General features: G+C 63.9%; 22 protein-coding genes. 8 read left to right on the plus strand and 14 right to left on the minus strand.

Annotated elements, in window-relative coordinates:
• Window position 1 precedes the first annotated feature (1 nt).
• The gene (locus MJ8_RS24725; RefSeq protein WP_201411286.1) at window positions 2–295 is read right to left on the minus strand and encodes an HlyU family transcriptional regulator; all 294 of its coding nucleotides are present in this window, start codon (window positions 293–295) and stop codon (window positions 2–4) included.
• A gap of 48 nt (window positions 296–343) precedes the next feature.
• The gene (locus MJ8_RS24730) at window positions 344–1,030 is read right to left on the minus strand and encodes a TetR/AcrR family transcriptional regulator (RefSeq protein ID WP_225248036.1); all 687 of its coding nucleotides are present in this window, start codon (window positions 1,028–1,030) and stop codon (window positions 344–346) included.
• A 126-nt stretch (window positions 1,031–1,156) separates the two neighbouring features.
• On the opposite strand from MJ8_RS24730, the gene MJ8_RS24735 reads away from it, so the two are divergent.
• On the plus strand, window positions 1,157–1,834 hold the full coding sequence (locus tag MJ8_RS24735) for a PspA/IM30 family protein (RefSeq protein ID WP_201411287.1): 678 nt from the start codon (window positions 1,157–1,159) through the stop codon (window positions 1,832–1,834).
• Between the two features lie 58 nt (window positions 1,835–1,892).
• Window positions 1,893–2,153 (plus strand): YiaA/YiaB family inner membrane protein, encoded by a 261-nt coding sequence (locus MJ8_RS24740; RefSeq protein ID WP_040996673.1) that lies wholly within the window; start codon window positions 1,893–1,895, stop codon window positions 2,151–2,153.
• A 79-nt stretch (window positions 2,154–2,232) separates the two neighbouring features.
• Here the strand turns inward: MJ8_RS24740 and MJ8_RS24745 are convergent, their stop codons facing one another.
• The 6 genes from MJ8_RS24745 to MJ8_RS24770 form a co-directional block, all read right to left on the minus strand.
• Window positions 2,233–2,898, minus strand: a complete 666-nt coding sequence (locus MJ8_RS24745; RefSeq protein WP_201411288.1) for a PadR family transcriptional regulator — start codon at window positions 2,896–2,898, stop codon at window positions 2,233–2,235.
• Between the two features lie 139 nt (window positions 2,899–3,037).
• Window positions 3,038–3,418, minus strand: coding sequence for a thiol-disulfide oxidoreductase DCC family protein (locus tag MJ8_RS24750; protein ID WP_225248037.1), 381 nt, complete (start codon window positions 3,416–3,418; stop codon window positions 3,038–3,040).
• Window positions 3,419–3,595: 177 nt separating this feature from the next.
• Complete coding sequence (locus tag MJ8_RS24755; protein WP_201411289.1) at window positions 3,596–3,889, minus strand: GYD domain-containing protein; 294 nt, start codon at window positions 3,887–3,889, stop codon at window positions 3,596–3,598.
• Window positions 3,890–4,090: 201 nt separating this feature from the next.
• On the minus strand, window positions 4,091–6,121 hold the full coding sequence (gene rpoD / locus MJ8_RS24760) for an RNA polymerase sigma factor RpoD (RefSeq protein ID WP_201411290.1): 2,031 nt from the start codon (window positions 6,119–6,121) through the stop codon (window positions 4,091–4,093).
• A gap of 418 nt (window positions 6,122–6,539) precedes the next feature.
• A complete protein-coding gene (gene dnaG, locus MJ8_RS24765) occupies window positions 6,540–8,489 on the minus strand; it encodes a DNA primase (RefSeq protein ID WP_201411291.1) in 1,950 nt (649 codons plus the stop codon).
• Window positions 8,490–8,626: 137 nt separating this feature from the next.
• Window positions 8,627–8,989 carry an RcnB family protein gene (locus tag MJ8_RS24770; RefSeq protein ID WP_201411292.1) on the minus strand — a complete coding sequence of 121 codons (363 nt, stop codon included), beginning with the start codon at window positions 8,987–8,989 and terminating at the stop codon, window positions 8,627–8,629.
• A gap of 362 nt (window positions 8,990–9,351) precedes the next feature.
• Here MJ8_RS24770 and MJ8_RS24775 point away from each other — a divergent pair, with 362 nt between their 5' ends.
• From MJ8_RS24775 to MJ8_RS24785, 3 genes are all read left to right on the plus strand, one after another.
• A complete protein-coding gene (locus tag MJ8_RS24775) occupies window positions 9,352–11,016 on the plus strand; it encodes a Na/Pi cotransporter family protein (protein ID WP_201411293.1) in 1,665 nt (554 codons plus the stop codon).
• Between the two features lie 84 nt (window positions 11,017–11,100).
• Complete coding sequence (locus MJ8_RS24780; protein ID WP_040989497.1) at window positions 11,101–11,310, plus strand: DUF2061 domain-containing protein; 210 nt, start codon at window positions 11,101–11,103, stop codon at window positions 11,308–11,310.
• 127 nt (window positions 11,311–11,437) lie between these two features.
• On the plus strand, window positions 11,438–12,619 hold the full coding sequence (locus tag MJ8_RS24785; RefSeq protein ID WP_201411294.1) for an MFS transporter: 1,182 nt from the start codon (window positions 11,438–11,440) through the stop codon (window positions 12,617–12,619).
• 23 nt (window positions 12,620–12,642) lie between these two features.
• Here the strand turns inward: MJ8_RS24785 and MJ8_RS24790 are convergent, their stop codons facing one another.
• Window positions 12,643–13,947 (minus strand): PLP-dependent aminotransferase family protein, encoded by a 1,305-nt coding sequence (locus tag MJ8_RS24790; protein WP_201411295.1) that lies wholly within the window; start codon window positions 13,945–13,947, stop codon window positions 12,643–12,645.
• 186 nt (window positions 13,948–14,133) lie between these two features.
• Between MJ8_RS24790 and MJ8_RS24795 the strand changes: the two genes are divergently transcribed.
• Window positions 14,134–14,520: a DUF983 domain-containing protein gene (locus tag MJ8_RS24795; RefSeq protein ID WP_201411296.1), complete on the plus strand. Its 387-nt coding sequence runs from the start codon at window positions 14,134–14,136 to the stop codon at window positions 14,518–14,520.
• Window positions 14,521–14,642: 122 nt separating this feature from the next.
• On the opposite strand, the gene MJ8_RS24800 is transcribed toward MJ8_RS24795, so the two are convergent.
• Both MJ8_RS24800 and MJ8_RS24805 read right to left on the minus strand, forming a co-directional pair.
• The gene (locus MJ8_RS24800; RefSeq protein WP_201411297.1) at window positions 14,643–15,200 is read right to left on the minus strand and encodes a GNAT family N-acetyltransferase; all 558 of its coding nucleotides are present in this window, start codon (window positions 15,198–15,200) and stop codon (window positions 14,643–14,645) included.
• A gap of 46 nt (window positions 15,201–15,246) precedes the next feature.
• Window positions 15,247–15,957: a DNA helicase gene (locus tag MJ8_RS24805; RefSeq protein WP_201411298.1), complete on the minus strand. Its 711-nt coding sequence runs from the start codon at window positions 15,955–15,957 to the stop codon at window positions 15,247–15,249.
• A 283-nt stretch (window positions 15,958–16,240) separates the two neighbouring features.
• Here MJ8_RS24805 and MJ8_RS24810 point away from each other — a divergent pair, with 283 nt between their 5' ends.
• Window positions 16,241–17,239: a hypothetical protein gene (locus MJ8_RS24810; RefSeq protein WP_201411299.1), complete on the plus strand. Its 999-nt coding sequence runs from the start codon at window positions 16,241–16,243 to the stop codon at window positions 17,237–17,239.
• 9 nt (window positions 17,240–17,248) lie between these two features.
• Here the strand turns inward: MJ8_RS24810 and MJ8_RS24815 are convergent, their stop codons facing one another.
• Complete coding sequence (locus MJ8_RS24815; protein WP_095766619.1) at window positions 17,249–17,698, minus strand: GatB/YqeY domain-containing protein; 450 nt, start codon at window positions 17,696–17,698, stop codon at window positions 17,249–17,251.
• A gap of 262 nt (window positions 17,699–17,960) precedes the next feature.
• On the opposite strand from MJ8_RS24815, the gene carA reads away from it, so the two are divergent.
• Window positions 17,961–19,166 carry a glutamine-hydrolyzing carbamoyl-phosphate synthase small subunit gene (gene carA, locus MJ8_RS24820; RefSeq protein ID WP_201411300.1) on the plus strand — a complete coding sequence of 402 codons (1,206 nt, stop codon included), beginning with the start codon at window positions 17,961–17,963 and terminating at the stop codon, window positions 19,164–19,166.
• A gap of 83 nt (window positions 19,167–19,249) precedes the next feature.
• On the opposite strand, the gene MJ8_RS24825 is transcribed toward carA, so the two are convergent.
• Together MJ8_RS24825 and MJ8_RS24830 are read right to left on the minus strand one after the other, a co-directional pair.
• Window positions 19,250–20,518, minus strand: coding sequence for a TCR/Tet family MFS transporter (locus tag MJ8_RS24825; RefSeq protein WP_201411301.1), 1,269 nt, complete (start codon window positions 20,516–20,518; stop codon window positions 19,250–19,252).
• A gap of 157 nt (window positions 20,519–20,675) precedes the next feature.
• Window positions 20,676–21,602: a neutral zinc metallopeptidase gene (locus tag MJ8_RS24830; RefSeq protein WP_201411302.1), complete on the minus strand. Its 927-nt coding sequence runs from the start codon at window positions 21,600–21,602 to the stop codon at window positions 20,676–20,678.
• Between the last annotated feature and the right edge of the window lie 82 nt (window positions 21,603–21,684).

Here is a 21,684-nt window from a genome sequence, read left to right on the forward strand (position 1 = left end):
TCTAGCCGAACATCTTCTCGCCCTGCTCGTCGACGAGCTGGATGCCCTTCTTGATCGAGATGTCGACGGCGTCGTCCAGCCCGGCGAAACGGTCGGCGCGGATGAAGCGGTGCTCTTTCAGCACGCCGTCGACTTCCTTGGAGACGACGCCGCAGGTCTGGTACTGGCCGTCGGCCTTGTAGGGCGTCGCGCTGATCAGGAAGCCCTTGTGCTCGACCTGCTTGGCTGGCTTGGCGGAGCCGGTCTCAGTAGCCTCGCCACCGCCGCCGCCGAAAAGCTTTTTCAGAAAAGACATTTTTCAAAACTCCGTTTCACGCGAGCGCCGGAAGCTTTACGGCGCTGTTCATTCCGACTTTGTCTCAGCATGCGCGAATGCGCCGCCGTGTTCCAGCCCTTTGACGAAGACGCCGACCAGAAGCTCGATCTGATGCCAGATTTCGTCGGCCTGCCGGCTGTCCGAATTCGCCACATAGCCGCTGGTCACGATGCCATGCACGCTTGACCACAAGGTCCGGGCCGCAAGCGCGCGGCGCTTGTCATCGAGGCCGAAGTCGCCCGCCTTGAGCACGCCGGCGACGATATCGAACAATTCGTCCAGCAGCGCGTCATAGGCATCGGGGCCGGGCCGCATCGCGCGGCGGCGGTTGAAGGCAAGCACAGCCGGCCAGCTGCCGGGATGCGCCTCGACGAAGCGCACATAGGCCGCCGCCATCGCCAGGATGCGGTGCTGGACGTCGGTCACCCCTTGCCTTTCGAGATCGGCCATGGCCGCCAGGCCTGTCGCGCCGAGCCGGTCGAGCAGCCGCATGTTGACGGCGCGATGCACCTCGTCGAGATCGGCGAACAGGTTGTAGACCGATCCGACCGAAATGCCGGCCTGCTCGGCGATGGTACGTGCTTTCAGGTTCTCGGCCCCGCCCTCATTGAGCAGCGCCTCGGCAATGGCGAGCACTTTTTCGCTCATCTCTTCCTTGTCTAGCGCCATGCTCTTTCCCGTCTTCTCCGCTCCGGTCGGCCGGTCCGGACTCATTCCATTTGCCTGCGTTTACCATGCCCGACGCCGCATGAACAGCGTTCAAAATATGCCTTGAACATTGTTCATTTCCTGTTATGTTGGCTTCGTGAACATCGTTCACAGCAACAGGGAGAAGACTCAATGCTTAGCCTGATCAAGACATTGCTGGACGGCGCCAGCGCCCGGGCCGAAGAAAATCTGACGGATCGCTTTGCCATCGACCTTCTGGCGCAGCGCATCCGTGATGCGGAGGCGAGCCTCGCCGCCGCGAAGCAGACGCTCGCCTCACTGATCGTGCGCCAGCGTGCCGAGCAGACCAGCCTCGACCAGCTCGACCGCCGCATCGCCGATCTGGAAACCCGTACGCTGAGCGCGCTCTCGGCCAACAACCAGGCTCTTGCCGAAGGCGGCGCTTCCGCGATCGCCGAACTTGAGAACGAGCGCGAGGTTCGCCGCGCCACCGTGAAGAGCCTGGGCGAGAAGACCTTGCGGATGCGCCTCTCGGTCGAACGGGCGCACCGCCGCATCGTCGGCCTCAACCAGGGCATGATCTCGGCCCGGGCGATCGATGCCGAACGCAAGGCGCAGTCGCGCCTCAACCGCTCGATCGGCCGCACCGCGAGCATCAATGAAGCGGAGGAACTGCTCGCCCGCATCAGGGAAAGCAGCGACCCGTTCGAGGAGGCCGGCATCCTCGACGAGATCGACGGCGAATTGCGCCACGAGGCGATCCGTGAGCGTCTCGCCGAAGCGGGCCATGGACCGGCCACCAAGGTGCGGGCCGAGGATGTCCTGGCGCGCCTCAAATCCCTGAACTGAACCCGCCTCTCGAAATCAGATCAAAACCCGAAACAGACCAAATCCAAGGAGCAATACGATGAACGGCAATCAGACCTATATCCTGTTCAACACCGTGTCGGTGGGCGCCGCCTATTTCATGCTCGGCCTATCGCTGTGGCTGGCCCCGGTCGACCTCTCGACCAAGGGCTATTGGGCGATGGGCGTGCTCCTGCTCACCGGCAGCCTGGTGAACCTTGTCAAGTACCGCACCGACGAGCGGATCGCGGCCGAGACCACAGCCAAGATCGAGAAGGCGCGTAATGAGAAGCTGATCAGCGAATATGTCGGCAAGGAATAGTCCCTGCCCTGCAGATCGCCGACTGAATGCAAAAAGCCCGGATCGCTCCGGGCTTTTTTGGCTTTCCTCGTGAAATGACTTAGCGGCGCGACAGCGCCTCGATCGCCTCGGCGGCGTCTTCCAGGATGCTGATCGCCTCGGCCTGCTTGTCTTCCGGCGCGTCGGCGATGTCGCCGAGCGCGGCGCGCAGCCGGTGGCGCAGCGTGCGGAACCGGTCGCGCGTTTCAGACCGGCCGCGGCGCCCCTCGTCCCTGTCGTCGCCCCAGCCGAACCATTCGCGCGCCGCGGCCATCTTGCGGCCGAAGCGCTCGAGATGATCGAGCACGCTGTCGATCATCTCGCGGTTCTCCTCGAGATGCGCCCTGCCGGCCTCGGTGATCGAAAACACCTTCTTGTTGCCCTCGCTGGACGACACCGCATAGCCCGCCTCCTCCAGGAAGGTCAGCGTCGGATAGACCACGCCCGGGCTCGGGCTGTAGATGCCGCTGGTGCGCTCTTCCAGCGCCTTGATGATATCGTAGCCATGGCGCGGCGCGTCGGCCAGAAGCGACAGCGTGATCAGCTTGAGATCGCCGTCGGCCAGCATGCGCCCGGCGCGGAACATGTCGCCCGGGCCGCCACGGCCGCCGCCCCTGCCGCCGAACGGACCGAAGCCGCCGCCCCCTCTGCCACCAAATTTGCCGGCCATGCGCATGAACATGCGCTCGCCGAAATGATTGTGCCCGAAATGCTCGTGTCTGTGCATGGATTGCTCCTTGAGTTATATCTTACGATACATCGTAAGTAAGGTCCGCTTCTCATTGAGTCAAGATATATCTTACGATGTATCGCAGGTACTGCCAAGGCATCGGCGGCTGCTGTCGTTTTGGTGGGGGTGCTGCGGCCTACCAGCGGCCCTTGCGCCGGTTCCAGGCGTAGAGGAGGTCGGCGAAACGGTCATAGGCGACGCGCGTGAAAGGCACCGCGATCACATTGCCGAACAAGCTCGCCAGCCACCCCTCGCCCGGCGTGAGCCGCCAGACCGCGATCGCCACATCGGCGCCGACCAGCAGCCGTCCTTCGGCATCGGTGGCATGCAGGCGCCGGCGGATATCGTCGAGGGAAGCGCCGAAAGCCGAAAGCGCTTCAGGTTCGAAATTGATGTCGCGGAATTCGATGCGGCCAGCCTTGACCGCCTCGATCAGCCGCCGCTTCTGGCGGCTGATGCCGGCGTCGCACACCGGACAGCGGGTGTTGTACCAGACGGTCAGCAAAGGCTCGGACATGGAACGACTATCGGCGATAGAGCATGATGCCGAAAAGTGTGATGCGGTTTTCGGACGACATCATGCTCTATTCCTTAGATTAGAGACGGATTCAGATTTCAGGTCGTTCGACCTGAAATCATCCGTCTCTAGGCTCGGCGCCGCAATGTGACCGATCGGCAAGGCTGTCCTTTCGCTTCATCCAAGCGAACTGATGATCTCGCGATAGGCGAATTCTGGGAACGCCTTCATCGTCCGTGTCTTGACGTTGCCGCCCGACGACAACATCAGCGCGAAACGGGCGAGCACCGCATCGTCCGGGGCTTCGACGATGGCGACCATGTCGCATTCGCCCATAGTCAGATAGAACGACTTGAACGAGCCGCCCATTTCGCCCAGCAGCTTCTTGGCGGCATCGAGCCGTTTCGGCGAGTCCCGCACATTCCTGGCGCCCAGCTCGGTCCAGTTGATAAGCACGATGTAGGTTGTCATGGCACACCTCCCACCGGAGGCCACGGAGCGCGGCGCCGTTACGACCGGCGCCGGGGCGGGCATCCGGCTTGTCGCCCACAAATGCATCCGACCGCAGAATTATCGTCCTGTCCAGCAAACCCGGCAAGACGGGAAGAGAGCAACCGGGAACGAAAAAGGGCGCCGAGGCGCCCTTTCGATCTTCGTATGATTGCGTTCCGCTCAGCTGTCGAGGAAGCTTCTGAGCTTACGCGACCGGCTCGGATGCTTGAGCTTGCGCAGCGCCTTCGCCTCGATCTGGCGGATGCGTTCGCGGGTGACCGAGAACTGCTGGCCGACCTCTTCCAGCGTGTGGTCGGTGTTCATGCCGATGCCGAAACGCATTCTGAGAACACGTTCCTCGCGCGGCGTCAGCGAGGCCAGCACGCGCGTCGTCGTCTCGCGCAGATTGGCCTGGATCGCCGCGTCGATGGGCAGGATCGCCATCTTGTCCTCGATGAAGTCTCCGAGATGCGAATCCTCCTCGTCGCCCACGGGGGTTTCGAGCGAGATCGGCTCCTTGGCGATCTTCAGGACCTTGCGCACCTTTTCCAGCGGCATGGCGAGCTTCTCGGCCAGTTCCTCAGGCGTCGGCTCGCGGCCGATCTCGTGCAGCATCTGGCGCGAGGTGCGCACGATCTTGTTGATCGTCTCGATCATGTGCACCGGAATACGGATGGTGCGCGCCTGGTCGGCGATCGAGCGGGTGATGGCCTGCCGGATCCACCAGGTCGCGTAGGTCGAGAACTTGTAGCCGCGACGGTACTCGAATTTGTCGACCGCCTTCATCAGGCCGATATTGCCTTCCTGGATGAGATCCAGGAACTGCAGGCCGCGATTGGTGTATTTCTTGGCGATGGAGATGACGAGGCGCAGGTTCGCCTCGACCATCTCCTTCTTGGCGATCGCGGCCTCGCGCTCGCCTTTCTGCACCTGGTTGACGATCTTGCGGAATTCCTGGATCGAGATCGCCGTTTCGGTGGCAAGATTCTGGATCTCGGCGCGCAGCTCCTTGATCGTGTCCTTCTCGTTCTTGGTGAATTCCTTCCAGCCGCGCGAGGTGAGATTCGCGATCGAGCGGGTCCAGTTCGGGTCGAGCTCGGAGCCCTGATATTCCTTGAGGAATTCCTCGCGGCGCACGCCATAGCTCTCGGCCAGCCGCAGAAGCTTGCCCTCGTTCTGCACCAGGCGCTTGTTGATGTCGTAGAGCTGCTCCACCAGCGCTTCGATGCGTGCGGCGTTGAGCGACAGCGACTTCACCGCCTTGATCAGCTGGTCCTTCAGCTCCTTGAGCCTCCGGTCCTGGCTGGGCGAGAGAGTGCCGGCCGCGGCCAGGCGATTCTCGACCTGCTGGTCCTGCAGCTTGCGGAGCTTCTTGTAGGTGTCGGCGATGACGTCGAGTGTCTCCATCACCTGCGGACGAAGTTCCGCTTCCATCGCGGCGAGCGACAGGCTTGCCTCGTCCTCGTCGTCGTCCTCTTCCTCAAGCCCGCGCGTGTCGCCGCCGACATTGGTGATGTCGTCTTCTTCCTCGCGTGCCGCCGCGCGGCCGCGTGGCTTCTCTTCGGGCTTGGACGGCGCTTCCTCGACGCGTTCGACCACCGGCGCCTGCTTGGCCTCGGGACCGGCATAGGTCGCCTCGAGGTCGATGATCTCGCGCAGCAGGATCTTCGATTCGTTGAGCTCGTCGCGCCAGATGATGATGGCCTGGAAGGTCAGCGGGCTTTCGCACAGGCCGGCAATCATGGTCTCGCGGCCGGCCTCGATGCGCTTGGCGATGGCGATTTCGCCCTCGCGCGACAGAAGCTCGACCGAGCCCATCTCGCGCAGATACATGCGCACCGGGTCGTCGGTGCGGTCGGTCGGCTCTTTCTTGGTGGTCGTGGCCGCGACGGCGGTGCCGGTCTGTTCGGCAAGCTCGTTGGCGTCTTCCTCGCTGTCGGCCGCCGCTTCGCCTTCGCTCTCTTCACCCTGCTCGTCGTCCTCGACGACATTGATGCCCATGTCGTTGAGCATCGCATTGATGTCTTCGATGCGGTCCGGATCGGTCTCTTCCGAGGGCAGCACCGCATTGAGTTCGTCGAGCGTGACATAGCCGCGTTTCTTCGCGGCTTTGATCATCTTCTTGACAGCATCGTCGGAAAGGTCGAGCAGAGGGCCATCGGTGGCGCCTTCGCGTTCGGTCTCGACCTCTTCCTTTTCCTTTGTCGCCATTCTTTGTCGTCTCCAAGCGGCCGCTATCGAGGCCGCGTAAACTGTCGGACCGGTTTGCCGGATATGCGCCGGAACGCTTTCTACCGGTCCGGCAACCGCGTCATCTCTTTTTGTTTGTGCATGTCGCCCAAAACCGGCTTTCCACTTTTGGGCGACATGCATTAAGTCCAGCTTAACCGTGATATCTGGAGCAGGCACTTTGCCTGTCCAGCCATCACCAGTACCTCACATCGCTCAAATTTCCCGCCGACGCCGGGGCACGGTTAACGTTTCGAATCGTCCTGATTCCGCCAATCTGCCAGAAGGTCAAGCGCCTCTGGCATGATTCGCATGAAAAAAGCGAATCAATTACCCGACTTAGAGGCGTCGATTCGACGCGCTGCTCATTTCCACTTCACTTCAATGGGTGGTGTTGGGCCTAAACGCGGCCAACCCTGCCCGATGAAACGCCGAACCCTTCGATCAGCGCTTCCGTCGCCTGCACATCGTTGAATTGCGCTTGAATCTCGACGAGATGCCGGAAGTTTTCGTCCGAAGGGTCTGCATCGAGCGCCGCCTGCGCCTGTTTCAGCTCTCTATGTAATGTGCGGGCGCTACGCTGCAAGTGCATCGCCTGGTTGAAGGCGTCGCGGGCGTCATCGAGCGCCGCGGTCTCGAGCGCCGGCCATTGCCGCGCCCGCTTGATCAGTTCCACAGCCCGCTCCCAGATGCCGCCGCAGCCGGCGCGCTCGATGGTGGCGATGACCGCGCCGCGCTCGTCGGCCGCGTCATGAGCCATGGCGTCGAGAATGGCCGCGTGCAGCTTGCGCAGATCCGAATTGGCGAGGTCGAGGAATTCGACATGGGCGAAATTCTCGTCGATCAGCGCCGGATGGTTGACGAGGGCCACGATGATCGTCGCCTCGCGCACCGACATGGCTTCGCCCGTGCGCTTGACCAGCGCCGAGCGACCCAGGCTCTCGGTGATCGCGGCGCGCCCGCCGGCAACGCCTCGGCCAAACACCCCGCCTGGCGCCGAACCCCTGCCGCGCTCGCCCGGCCGGCCTTCGGAGCGTCCGCCGTGGCCCTGCCGCACCGCGCGTTGCGAGCCGAAGAAGCTCCGCACCCGCTCACGCATCTCCTGCTGATATTGATAGCGTGTGCTTTCGTCGCGGATACGGCTGGCGAGTTCTCCCACCGTCTTTTCCAGCCCAGCGCGCCGCTCCGGCGTGTCGAAAACACCACCGGCCGTCTCGCGCATCCACAAAAGATCGACAAGCGGCCGCGCCTCCGAAAGCACGGCGCGGAACGCATCCGGCCCATCGGCCTTGACCAGATCATCTGGGTCCTTGCCGTCGGGCAGCAATGCAAAGCGCACGCGACGTTCCGGCTGGACCGAAGGCAGTGCCAAGTCGGCGGCCCGCCATGCCGCTTTCAGTCCGGCCTGGTCGCCATCGAAGCACAGCACCGGTTCCGGCGCCATACGCCACAGAAGCTCCAGTTGGTTTTCCGTGAGCGCGGTGCCGAGCGGCGCCACGGCGTTCTCGAAGCCGGCCTGCGCCAGCGCGATCACGTCCATATAGCCTTCGACCGCGATCACCGTTCCGCCTTTTGCCAAGGCCTTGCGGGCGCGGGCGAAATTGTAGAGCACGTTGCCCTTGTGGAAGAGCTCGGTCTCCGGCGAGTTCATGTATTTGGCCAAGGCATCGGGCGCCAGCGCCCGTCCGCCGAAGGCGATGATCTTGCCGCGCGAATCCGGGATCGGAAACATGATGCGGTCGCGGAACCAGTCATAGGAGACCGGAATGTCGTCGCCATGCCGCACCAGGCCGCAAGCCTCGATATCAGCCTTCGGCACACCCTTGGCGGCGAGATGCTCCTTCAGCGCGTTGCGGCTGTCGGGCGCGTAGCCCAGCCGGAAGGATTGCTGCGTCGCCGGCGTCAGCCCGCGGTCGCGCAGATAGGCGCGGGCTTTGGCACCGTCGGCGCTCTGCAACCGCTCCTGGAAGAAGACGGTCGCCATCTCCATCACGTCGGTCAGGCTGGCGCGTTCCTTCTCGCGCCGTTCCTCCCGTTCATCGCGCACCGGCATCGGCACGCCGGCCATCTCGGCGATCTTCTCGACCGCCTCGGGAAAACTCATGCCGTCGAGCTCGGTGAGGAACTTGAAGTGATCGCCCGAAACCGAACAGCCAAAGCAGTGGTATCGGCCTTTCTTGTCCTCGCAATGAAAGGATGGACTTTTCTCGCCGTGGAAGGGGCAGCAGGCCCAATAGTCGCCGCGCGACGTGTTGGTCTTCTTCCTGTCCCATGCGACGCGCTGGCCGATGACCTGAGAAATCGGCACGCGGTCGCGTATCTCGTCGAGGAAGGCGGGCGGAAAGCGCATCGGGTGAAAGCTCGTTTGCCTCCATATAATCAAGTCGCCCGGGTGCGGCGACTCTGGCTTACCGATCGTACCCGCTTTTCACAGACGAAGAGAAGGCGGCCGGGTGGCCGCCTTCCGAATTTGCGGATTGTCGTGGATTAGTGCGCGGCGATCGCGCCGAAGATGATGCCGGAAACGATGCTGACCAGCACATAGTCGTTGCCGACGCGGATCCACTCCTGGCCGGGGCCGGGGCGGCGCAGGCCGTAGCGGTTCCAGTCGCGGATCGGCTGGTGGCGCCTCCAGTTGGAATATTTCTGGCCATTGCGCCAATGGCTGCGCTTCACGACGACCTTCTTCTTCACGACACGCTTGTCGACATGCCTGCCGGGTTTCTGCCAGTCGACCTGGGTGTAATTCGACTGCGGCGCGCTCGGCTGGGCGAGCGGCGCGGCCTGGCCGGAGAAGGCCGAGGCGGCCAGCATCGAGGCGGTGACGGCGGAAAGTATGAGACGCTTCATGGTCGGTACTCCTTGTTGTCGATAGACGCAGGAGTAGCCGCCAATGGATGAACCGAAACTGAACGCTAGAATTACAATTCTGTAATGGTTTCCGATGCTTGCGCAAGCTGCTTCAACAACGCTTCGGATCGCCCCCGGTCACCCGGCCGGGCATCGGCCACTATGAGGCGAAGCACAGCCGCCAGGCGCATGCAACCAATGCTTCCTCCATTCATTTCCGACATGCGCCGTCGAGCCGAGACGATCATCGCATCAGAAAAATCTATTATTCGGCTAATCTTAATTGGTATATTTCGACGCGTTGAAATGGCTAAGAATCGCACTCCTCTCCACATCGCCGGAGCCAACTCGCGAGGTCGGCTGTGAGCGGCTCCGTCGTCCTCCTGCACCTTGCCGGCGCAGTGGCGCTGATGCTGTTTGCCACCCGCATGGTGAAGACAGGGGTCGAGCGCGCCTATGGCGACGTGCTTCGCCACAGGCTGCGCGCCACCATGCGCAATCCGGTCATGGCGGTGCTGGCCGGCTGTGGGCTGGCGGTCGCGTTGCAGAGCTCGACCGCGGTGACGCTGCTGGTCGGCTCCTTCGCCGGCGCCGGCATCGTCTCGGGCGCCGCCGGGCAATTGGCGGTGCGCGGCGCCGAGATCGGTTCGGCGCTGGTGGCCAAGCTGCTCACCTTCGACCTCACGCTTCTGGTGCCGCTCTGCCTGATCGCCGGCACGGTCATGTTCATGGCCACCGAGCGGCGCGACTGGCGGCAGATGGGCCGCATCCTGATCGGCGTCGGTCTGCTGATCCTGTCGCTGGAGATGATCGGCCAAGCGTCGGAGCCGCTGCGCAACAGCCAGTTGATGCCGCTGATCATCAATTATTTCTCGGGCGACTCCATCACCACTTACCTGTTGGCCGCGCTGGTCACCTGGCTGTTTCAGTCGAGCATCGCCGCGGTGCTCTTGATGGCGACGCTGGCAGGTCGCGGGCTGATCACGCCGGAACTGGGCGTCGTCCTGGTGCTGGGCGTCAACCTCGGCTCGTCGCTGATTGCGCCGATGCTGACGCGGTCGGCGCCGCCCGAGGTGCGCATCGTGCCGGTAGGCAACCTTTTGATGCGCGGCCTGGGCTCGCTGATCATGCTGGTCCTGGTCATGACCTTCAAGCCGGATGTCGCCTTCCTCGGCAGAAGCGCACCCGATCAGATCGTCAACGCCCACATTCTGTTCAACGTGCTGATCCTGCTGGCCGGCCTGCCGCTGGCCGGCCTCGTCTACCGCGCTTCCGAGAAGATCGTGGCGCTGGGCAGCAAGCCTCAACCCCCCGCCACGCTCGAAGTCGTGGAGCTTTCCGCGCTGAACGAGAGCGCCCTCGACACGCCGAGTCAGGCGCTGGCCAACGCGACACGCGAGGTGGTGCGGGTCTGCGAGACGGTCGAGATCATGCTGAAGCGCATCATCGAGCTTTACGAGGATGCCGATCCCGCCAAGATCAAGGCGCTTGCCGCGCTGGACGACCGCGTCGACCGGAGGCACGCCGCGATCAAGCTCTACCTGGCCAAGGTCACCAGGAATCCGTTGACCGAGGACGAGGCGTTGCGGTGCCAGGAGCTGATCGGCGCCTGCGTCAAGCTGGAGCAGGTCGGCGACATCATCGTGCGCAACATGCTGGTGCATGTCAGGAAGAAGCTGGAGCGCGGCCTGGAATTCACGCCCGAAGGCTGGCAGGAGCTTTGCGCCTTCCATTCCTCGGTGCTGGCCAACGCGCGGCTTGCCTTTAACGTGCTGGTCTCGCGCGATCCGGAAACCGCCAGGCAATTGGTTCTGGAGAAGGACCTGCTGCGCGAGCGCGAGAAGGAAACCAGCGCCAGCCATTTCCTGCGCCTGCGCGAAGGCACGGCCAAGAGCGTCGAGACGAGCTCGATCCACCTCGACACCATCCGCGATCTGAAGCAAATCAACTCCCTGCTTGCCTCGATCGCTTATCCGGTGCTCGAGGAGCGCGGCCTGCTCGGTGGCTCGCGGTTGAAGGCCAGCTAAGACGATCGAAAAATTAGTCTTTGCTCATCCTCGCTTCCGTCGGCTAAGGATCGCCTGAGGACCTGTTGGGAGGACGATCGGCCGATGGACACGCATTCGCGCAGCTTCGCCAAGGCGCTTTCATGGCGCGCCACCGGCACGATCGACACGATGATCATATCGCTCGTCGTCACCGGCAGCATCAAGCTCGCGGCCACCATTGGACTGACCGAAGTCGTCACCAAGTCGCTGCTTTACTATCTGCATGAGCGCGCCTGGCTGAAGATCCCGTACGGGCGCAAAACGCCAGCGTAGCAGCAGCGACAGGTCGGCTCGGATCGGTCCAGTCAAGAAAAGCTAAAGCGCCATCGCCAATTTCTGCATTGCCGCGCCCGCCCGGGCGTGGTTTGAGGCCATGCATTCCTCGCATATGTTTTGAACCATGCTGCCGCTGATTGCCCTTTTCCTTGCCGCCTTCGCCTTCGGCACCACCGAATTTGTCATCGCCGGCGTGCTGCCGGAGGTGGCAGAGGGACTCGGCGTTTCGGTGCCGACCGCCGGCTATCTCGTCTCCGGCTATGCCTGCGGTATTGCCATCGGTGGCCCTCTGCTGGCGCTTGCGACCAGCAAGGTCTCGCGCAAGACGCTGCTCATCGGGCTGACGATCGCCTTCACCCTGGGCCAGGTGGCCTGCGCGCTGGCGCCCGATTTCACCTCGATGCTTCTGCTGCGCATCGCGACCGCGGTGGCGCATGGCTGCTATTTCGGCGTCGCCATGGTGGTTGCGGTCAGCCTGGTGCGCGAGGACCAGCGCGGCCGGGCGGTCGCGGTCATTCTCTCGGGATTGACGGTTTCCAACGTCATCGGCGTGCCCGCCGGCACCGCGATCGGCAGCCTGTGGGGCTGGCGGGCCACCTTCTGGGTGATGGGCGCGCTGGGCCTCGTTGCGATCGTCGCCATGCTGGCGTTGCTGCCGCGCACGGCGGGCGCTGCCAACCGGCCCGCCGGGCTGGCGCGCGAAGTTCGCGTGCTCGGCCGCCAGCAGGTCTGGACCTCGCTGATCCTGATGCTGATGCTGATGATCGGCCAGTTCACGCTGTTCACCTACATCACGCCGATGCTGCTCGAAGTGACCGGCCTCGACGAGAGCCTGATCCCGTGGGTGCTTTTGCTCAACGGCGTCGGCGCCACGATCGGCGTCCTGGTCGGCGGCAAGCTCGCCGACTGGAAGCTGATGCCCGCGCTGATCGTCATGCTCGCCCTGCAGGCTGCGGCGCTCGGCGTCGTCCATCTTGTCAGCCCCTATCCGGTGCCGATGATCGCGACAATTGTCATCTGGGGCGGTCTCAACTTCGCCATCGGCGCGCCGATCCAGACGCGCATCCTCGCCTGGACGGCCGATGCCTCCAACCTCGCTTCCTCGCTGATCCCTTCCGGCTTCAATGTCGGCATTGCGCTCGCCGCGTCGCTGGGCGCGGCGATGCTCAATGCCGGCTACGGCTATCGCAGCCTGCCGCTCGCCGGCGCCCTGGCCATGCTGGTGGCGGTGGTTGTAGCTGTGGCTTCGCAAGCCTGGGAATGGCGCAGCCGCGCGACGCCGCCGCTGCCGGCGGCGGCCGAATAAGGGGCCGCGCCACGCCTTCGGCCTCAGACCTTCGGTCGTGAGGAGTCCGGCGCTCCCGCAAGGATGGCAGCCAGGCTCTGAAGGCCTTCCTTCAACCGTCCGCGGTTGGGGGTAGCGCCCAGCGCCAGGCGGAAGCCATTGGCGAAGTCCGTTCCTATGGCGAACTCTTCCGCGGGGCTGATTGCCAATCCTCGGCGGCGGGCAATGTCGGCGAGTTCGACTGAGCGCAATTTGCTCTTCAGCGGATACCAGAGGTGCAGGCCCGCATGCGTTGCCACGAACCCCTTCGGCAGGACTGTGCGGGCAATCTCTTGCCTCGCCAGCGCTTCCGCGCGCACGGCGTCGGTGATCTCGCCGGCAAGGCCGCTGCGCAGCCACTCGCAGGCAAGGCCCGTCATCAGCGGCGGCGCCATCATGGTGGTGCCGCGGATTGCTGCCGCGATCCGTTCCGCGGCGCGCTCGTCAGGTGCCGCCAGGAAGGCCGTGCGCAGGAAGGGCGAGATGCATTTCGCCAACGTCGCGACGTGGAAAGTCCGCTCCGGCGCCAGGGCCAGAAAAGCCGGCGGCGGTGCCGTCAGTAATCGGCTGTAGGGATCGTCCTCGACGACGTTCAGTTCGAGCTTCGCGGCCATGCGGGCGAGTTCGCGCCGCCTGCCTTCGGGCATGACGGACGCGGTCGGATTTTGCAGCGTCGGATTGAGGTAGACAAAGCGGGCGCCGTGCCGTCGCGCCGCCTGCTCGAGATCGTCCGGCCGCATGCCTTCATCGTCGTTTGCAACAGCGGCGAGCTTGCGCCGCGTGGCTGCGGCCAGCGCGATCAGCCCGGGATAGGTCAGCGCATCGGCAAGCACCGTGTCGCCCTCGCGCGTCTCCGTCAGCATGACGGCCGCGAGCAGCGCCTGCGCACCCGAACCGACAACGACCCTGTCGGCCGGCAGCCTGTCCCCCGCAGCGGCGAGCCATGACGAGCCGGCGGCGCGCTCCGCGGGCGAGCCAGGGCCGGGATGATAGGAAAGCAGCGCTTCCGCGCTCGAGCGTTTGAGCAGCCCTTCGACACCCGTCCTGATCAAGGCTGGCAGGTTGAGCCCGGCCGGCGCCGGCGGAATGTTCATGCTGAGATCGAGGATGGGCTCTTCCGGTTCGCCGGGCGTGACGAAGGTGCCGCGGCCCGCCGTCGCATCGATCAGGTTCCGGCGTCGGGCTTCGGAAAAAGCCCGCGTTACGGTCGTGAGATCGACCCCGAGCAACCGGGCGAGTTCCCGCTGTGGCGGCAACCTGTCGCCGGCCTGCAAGCGGCCGTTCGAACGGGCATCCGCAAGGGCGTCCACGATCTTCAAATAGACCGGTCGCGGTCCTGCCTCGAGAACCGGAAGCCAGCTGATGTCACTTCCGCCGATCACCTGTCGCCAATCCATACACTTTGTCGCATTGTATGCATACAAATAGGATATATGTATGTACCCGCGATCTCAAGGCCAGCTCGGCCTCATGGGAGATCCATTGGAGCGACGATCATGGAACACCTTGCGCACTATCCACCTCTGGTCCCCTGGCAGGTGGGAATCCGGGGCCGCTGCCCGCGCTGCGGCGAAGGCCACCTGTTCGACGGATTCCTGAAACTCGCTCCGAAATGCGATGTCTGCGGGCTCGACTTTTCCTTCGCCGATCCCGCCGACGGTCCCGCCTTCTTCGTCATCTGCTTTGCCTGCGTGCCTTCGGTCCTGTTCGCCGTCTGGGCGCAGGTGGCCTTCGAGCCCTCCATGTGGTTCCACGCCTTCGTCTCCGTGCCGATCGTTCTCGCGACCTGCATCCCGCCGCTGAGGCCGCTTAAAGGCTGGCTCGTGGCAAGCCAGTTCTATCACAAGGCGGAAGAAGGAAAGCTGGCCAGGCCCGGCGAGTGAGCGCCGAACCGCTTCGATCTAAAGCATGTCGCCCAGAAGTGTGCAGGGGTTCTGGGACAACGACATGCATCAAAACAAAGAACTAAAGCGCGTCGCGTGAATCCTTCTTCCCGCGACCTGCTTTAAAGATCGATCCGATATTTGAGGCTTTCGGCGCCACCATAGGCGGCGACCTTGGCGAAGCGCCCGACAAGGATGCCGCCATTGGCGAGGATCACCTTCTGGGACGCAAGATTGTCGACGTCCGTGGTGATCTCGACATGGTCCAGGCCCACTGCCCTCGCCTCGCCCAGCATCAGCCGCAACGCTTCGGTGGCGTAGCCGCGCCCCTCCCTCCACGGCACCACCGCATAGCCGATATGGCCAAGCACGTGCGGCGGCAGCGCCGATGTGCCTTTTTGCCAGCGCAGCCCTATAGAGCCGACCGCCTCGCCATCCCAGATCCAGCGCCGAAAGCCGGGCAGGCGCGGCACGGTCGTGCCGTCGGGCAAGGTGATGGGCGGCCCCTTGGCCTCGGGATCGTCGAGGCTGGCGAGAAAGGCCACCGGATCCTGGTCGATCGCCGCGAGCTGCTCGCGCGTTGCTTCCAGCAGCCGCACATTGTCGGGCGACCACCCGCGCTCGAGCGCCGCCTTGTAGGACTGCAAATGTTCGAGAGCGGGTTTGACGATCTCGATCATGGCTCGCTCCCTGTCGAGACCGAGATAGCCGCCACGCGGATCTCCCTCAAGTCGCCTGGAATTGGATTTCGCCCTTGTTCAGGAAACACGTCTTGTCGAACAGCGACAGGTCGAGCGGGTTCGGCAGCCGGATATCGCCGATATCCGGGAACGGTTTGAGAGTGGGATCGTAGGACCTGTCGACCTGCGAGATGAAGACCAGCACCAGCCCGCGTTCGCGGGCGAACGACCTCAGCGCGCGTATCTGGACCATGAGTTCGGGATTTTCGCGCTTCTGGTCGAGCAGCTGCAGATAGTCGATGACCGCCAGCGTGCCGCGCGGCGCCGACCGCAATGCCTCGATAATGTAGGCGGCGCTGATGGCGTCGGAGTTGTCGAAGGTGAACAGGTGGCGGAAATCGGCAGGGTCGGCGCCGATGTCCCTGAACCGGCCCAGGATGTCGGCATGCACATATTCCAGGGTGAAGAACACGGCGCGATTGCCTTGCTTCATGGCCGCCACGGCAAGTTCGAGGCTCATCAGCGTCTTGCCCTGGCCAGGCCTTGCCGCCACGAGGACCATGTCGCCCGGCATCAGCCGCGCCAGCAGCTTGTCGCCGGGCGCGGCCGAGGCGGCCTTGGCTGAAAGCAGGCTCCAACTGGCAAAGCCTTCCTCGGCCGCAACGCGGTCGAGCGCCATGTGGAGTGGAACTTTTTCCCGGCGGGACAGCAGTCTCGCCTGGCGTTTCAGATGATAGACGGGTGCGGAAAGCCGCATCGAAAAACCTCCTGCTGCGAGCAGTCTCGGCAACCCCTCCTTATGCCTGGCGCTCGAACAGTTGGTCGGGTGATGGACTGCCCTGCATGAACGATGCTTCCCGATGGAGGGAGGAGGCGTGGGCGCGCCGGAATCAGATCATAGCGCAATCGAAGCGTGCCGAAAATCCGACCTCCAAAAGGCGTCGCTAAACTAGATGTGTTTCGCCGATGGGTGCGAAACCTTCTATGATCGGCCCTGCTGATTCATGGGTGCTAGACATTTCGACGGGAGGGGCAAGAGGGTGCGGTTGAGATCTGTTCCGCTGGGCGCGGCCATCTTCTGCCTTGTCGCGATCCTGGCCGCTCTGACCGCATCGGTCAGCTCGTTCGCGGCCTTGCGGCCGTCGACCGTTCCCGACTGGCTGCAGCGCCACGTCGGCGACGAGGAGGGCCAGATCTCTCAGGTCGTGCTGGAACGGGCGCGCGCGCTCTACCAGAAGAAGGTCAGCGAGGGCTCGGTCAGCAACCCCTGCTATTTCGCCATGGACGCCACGCGTCCCGGCGACCTCGGCAACAGCGTGCTCGGCCAGCGCTATTACATCATCTGCGAAGGCAAGCAGATCTTCCGTGCGGTGTCCTCGGGCCATGGCGGCGGCCGCAACCTGAAAGGCGTCGCCGATTTTTCCAACGGCAGACGCTGCGCGAAAAACTTCGGCAATGCGATGGACTCGGAACTGACGGCCGGCGGCGCTTACATGACCGCCGAGACCAAAACCTCCTTCAAGGGCTACTATCGCGTCGGCGCTGAGAACGCGGTGTTCATGCGCACCTTCATCCAGTTCGACGGCGAAGGCGAAGCAGCAAACGCCAGGCAGCGCGTGATCGGCGGCCATCCGGCTGCCTTGCTGAGGGGCATGTGCCTGCGCAAGGACCCGAAAAGCTCCTACGCCGACCACGACGGCTTCGTCCCGTTCGGCAAGCTGGTGAATTATGCCGGCGGGCGCAGCAATGGTTGCACCAGCTGGTCGCCGGCCGATGCCGAGCAGATCATCCCCCTGGTGAAGAACAACCCGACGACGCTCTACATCTATCCGGAATCGCGCGACATCGCCGCTGTCGCGCGGGCCAAGGCCGCCGGCCAGGCGCTCTCAGCCGCAGGCACCTATTGGAACGCCTCCTGCCTGAAGGAGATCGGCGCGCCCAAATTCTGGCCGAAGAAGGTGCTGGAGCCGATCATCGCCCAGTACAAGAAGGACCATCCGGCGCCCCCGCCGCAGCCCGTGCCGATGTGCAAGGACTGAGGCAGTCGTCTATTGCAGCAGCCCCTTGACGATGGCGCTCGCCTTGGCGAAGTCCATCTGGCCGGCATATTTCTGCTTCAGCGCGCCGATCACCTTGCCCATGTCCTTCTGGCTGGCGGCACCCGTCGCCGCGATCGCCTCGCGCGCCGCGGCCTGGATCGCCGCGTCGTCGAGCTGCGTCGGCAGGAATTCGCGGATGATCTCCATCTCGCCACGTTCCTGCGCCGCCAGCTCGGGCCGCTTGCCATCCTCGAAGGCCTTGGCCGATTCCTCGCGCTGCTTCACCATCTTGGCGAGGATCTGCAGGATCTCCTCCTCGCTCGCTGGCGGCTTGCCGGCGCCGCGATTGGCGATGTCGCGATCGTGGATGGCGGCCTGAATCAGCCGCAGCGTCGGCAGGCGATGCTTGTCCTGCGCCTTCATCGCGCTCTTCATGGATTCGGCGATTTTCTCGCGCATCGTGCTTCTCCTTCGAATGCGGCGGACAATAGCTTTGCCGAACGGGCAAAGCAAATTCCGGCAACCCGCTGATATTGCTGGACGAATGGAAAACAGGGCCGGTTGGCGGCGTCCGCATTGACCGTTCGGGTGCCTTCGCCTATGTACTCGGTCCTGCATGAGACAATGAGTTGACGCGCGGAGGCTGGTAAATCCTGCTTCGCGCGCTTTGTTGCGCGAGTGGTCCCGCTGACCAGTCGCAGCGCCTGACAGGAGTGCCGCCATGGCCACGACCACCGCCCCCTGGGCCACCGAAAAGCCGACCGCCCTTCTGGTGCTCGCCGACGGCACGGTGATAGAGGGCCGCGGTCTCGGCGCCACCGGATCGGCCGTTGCGGAAGTGTGCTTCAACACCGCGCTGACCGGCTACGAAGAGATCCTCACCGATCCGTCCTATGCCGGCCAGATCGTCACCTTCACCTTCCCGCATATCGGCAATGTCGGCACCAATGACGAAGACATCGAGGACCTTAACCCGGCGGCCCGTGCCGGCGCAGTCGGCGCGATCTTCAAGGCCAATGTCACCGACCCGTCCAACTATCGCGCGGCCGGCCATCTCGACCAGTGGCTGAAGCGGCGCGGCATCGTAGCGCTGTCCGGCATCGATACCCGCGCGCTGACCGTGCTGATCCGCGAGAAGGGCATGCCCAACGCCGTCATCGCGCATGCGCCCGACGGCGTTTTCGATATCGAGGATTTGAAGCGGCAGGCCGCGGCCTGGTCGGGCCTGATCGGCCTCGATCTCGCCAAGGAAGTCACGTCGGGCCAGTCCTCGGTCTGGCGTGAGACGCCTTGGGTCTGGAACGAGGGCTTTGGCGAGCAGGACGCGCCGTCGATGCATGTCGTGGCGATCGACTATGGGGTCAAGCGCAACATCCTGCGGTTGCTGGCGGGCCTGGGCGCCAAGGTCACCGTCGTCCCGGCCAAGACCGGCGCCGACGAGATCCTCGCGATGCAGCCCGACGGCATCTTCCTGTCCAACGGCCCCGGCGACCCGGAAGCGACCGGCGAATATGCCGTGCCGGTGATCCAGAACCTTTTGAAGACCGACATCCCGGTGTTCGGCATCTGCCTCGGCCACCAGATGCTGGCGCTGGCGCTCGGCGGCAAGACCGAGAAGATGCATCAGGGCCATCACGGCGCCAACCATCCGGTCAAGGACCACACCACCGGCAAGGTCGAGATCGTCTCGATGAATCACGGTTTCGCCGTCGATGCCGACTCGCTGCCCGAAGGCGTCGAGGAAACTCATGTCTCGCTCTTCGACGGCTCGAATTGCGGGATCGCCCTGACCGGCCGGCCGGTCTTCTCGGTGCAGCATCATCCCGAAGCCTCGCCCGGCCCGCAGGATTCCCACTACCTCTTCCGCCGCTTCGTCAACCTGATCCGCGAACGGCGCGGTGAGGAAGCGTTGGCCGAACGCGCCTAGAGTAATTCCAGGAAAGTGTTATCGCACCGGAAGCGAAGGAGGCCGCCATTTGCAGACCGGCCTCACCTGAATATCAGCACGCCTCAAGCAGCGTCCGTTACGGGCTCCTGCGTGTGCATGCGCTCGATTTCCTTCGGCGTCGGCTTCGCCACCTTCGTCACGAAGACGATCACCGCCAGCGTCAGGAAGATCGCGCCGAGCACATAGGGCGCGCCGCCGAACACGACCGGCGCCGTCGGGCTGGTGAACCAGGAGAAGATCGCCGTGTAGAGCAAGGGCGTGATGATCGAGGTGATCGAGAAGACCGAAGTCATCGCGCCCTGCAATTCGCCCTGCGCCGAAGGCGGCACCTTGGCGGCGGCGAGGCTCCTCAGCGGCGGGTCTGCCAGCGCTTCCAGGCAGCCGGCCACGATCACCGCATAGATCATCCAGCCTTGTGTCGAAAACGCATAGCCGAAGGCGCTGAGCGCGGTGAAGGTCAGGCCGATCGCCGCTGTCCTCCATTCGCCGAGTTTCGGAATGATGCGCGGCAGCACCGTCGCCATGATGATTGCGCCGCACAGGCCGAAGGCGCCGAGCGAAAAGCCGATCTGCTGCTGGTTCCAGCCATAGCGGTAGTTTGAGACGAACGCCCAGACGGCCGGGTACATCATGTGGCCGAGCGTCATCAGGAAGAACACAAGCCCGATCCAGCCTATGCCCGGATAATTGCGCATCTGCATCAGCGTGCCGACCGGATTGGCGCGCTTCCACTCGAAAGGCCGCCGGTGCTTCTCGTCCAGCGTCTCGGGCAGGAACACCATCGCGATCAGGAAATTCACGAAGGCAAGCGCTGCGGCGAAATAGAACGGCACGCGCGGCCCGAACGTGCCGAGCAGCCCGCCCAGCACCGGGCCGATGACGAAGCCGACGCCGAAGGCGATCCCGAGCAGGCCGAAATTCTTCGCCCGGTTCTCGTCGTTGGAGATGTCGGCGATGAAGGCCGACGTCGTCGAGTAGCTGGCGCCGGAAATGCCGGCGAGCACGCGGCCGATGAACAGCATCGGATAGGACCAGGCGATGGCGCAGATCAGGTTGTCGATCGAGAAGGTCAGCACCGAGGCAAGCAGGACCGGACGGCGCCCGAAACGGTCGCTCAGACCGCCGACGATCGGCGCGAAGAAGAACTGCATCGCCGCGTAGACGAAGAACAGCCAGCCGCCCTCGATCGCGGCCTCGCTGACGCTGACGCCGCTCAACTCCTCGAGATAGGCCGGCAGCACCGGCATGATGATGCCGAAGCCGATGATGTCGAGCAGCAGCGTCGTGAAAACGAGCGCGAGGCCCCGCTTGGCGGTTTTCGGGTCGATCATGGCGATAAGCTCCTCAGGCCGCCCGAGGCGGGAGGCACCTTATAGGCGACGTTGCCGGTGGGAACAATACGCGAACGAAGGCAAATGCCTTATCCTGACATCCCTTGCCAGCCGCTTCGAACGCGGATCTCAGCGGAAAGAAGCGGCGGGCGCCGCCTCAGATCGGACCGCTCATCGTGTTGCAGTCGGACAGCTTGCCGCTCTTGTAGCCGCGCGCCAGCCATGTCTGCCGCTGCTGCGAGGTGCCATGGTTGAAGCTTTCCGGCACGACGTAGCCCTGCATCCTCTTCTGCAGCGTATCGTCGCCGATCTGCTTGGCGGCGTTCAGCGCGCTTTCGATATCACCCTGCTCCAATATGCCTTTTTGCGCGGTGTAATGCGCCCACACGCCGGCGAAGCAATCGGCCTGCAGCTCGATGCGCACGGAGAGCTGGTTGGCGTCGGCCTCGCTCATGCCCTGTCGCATCTGGTTGAACTTGCTCATGATGCCGGTGAGGTTTTGCACGTGGTGGCCGACCTCATGCGCCACCACATAGGCACGCGCGAACTCGCCGGAAGCGCCGAACTGCTGGTCGAGCTGCTGGAAGAAGGTCATGTCGAGATAGACCTTGTGATCGCCCGGGCAGTAGAACGGCCCGGCCGCCGCCGAAGCGAAACCGCAGGCCGAACGGACCTGGCCGCTGAACAGAACCAGCTTGGGATCCTCGTAGGTCAACCCTTGCGACTTGAAGATGCCGGTCCAGGTGTCTTCGGTTTCCGCCAGCACGGTCGCGACGAACTGCTTCATCTCGTCATTGGCGGGCGAGCCGCTATTTTGCGAGCTGGTGTCTTCCGTGATCTGGCCGCCGCCGCCCGGCAGCAGGCCGCCGTCGCCGCCACCCAGGATCTGCGACGGGTCGAAACCGAAATACCATCCCGCGAGCACGACCAAGATGACCAGGAGGATGCTGCCGCCGCCACCGGTACGGCCGCCGATGGGGATGCGGAACTGGCCGTCGCCGCCCAAACCGCCGCCGAGCCCGCCGCCGCTATCGCTGCGCTCGTCCTCGATATTGTCGCTCTGACGACGGCCTCTCCAAAGCATGGCAACTCCTCGCAATGCGAATGTCCTGGAGGGGCTGGCCCGCGACCACCCCCTGCAGACAATTATCGCAACGGCCGAACTA

The organism is Mesorhizobium sp. J8, from assembly GCF_016591715.1.
GTDB lineage: Bacteria > Pseudomonadota > Alphaproteobacteria > Rhizobiales > Rhizobiaceae > Mesorhizobium.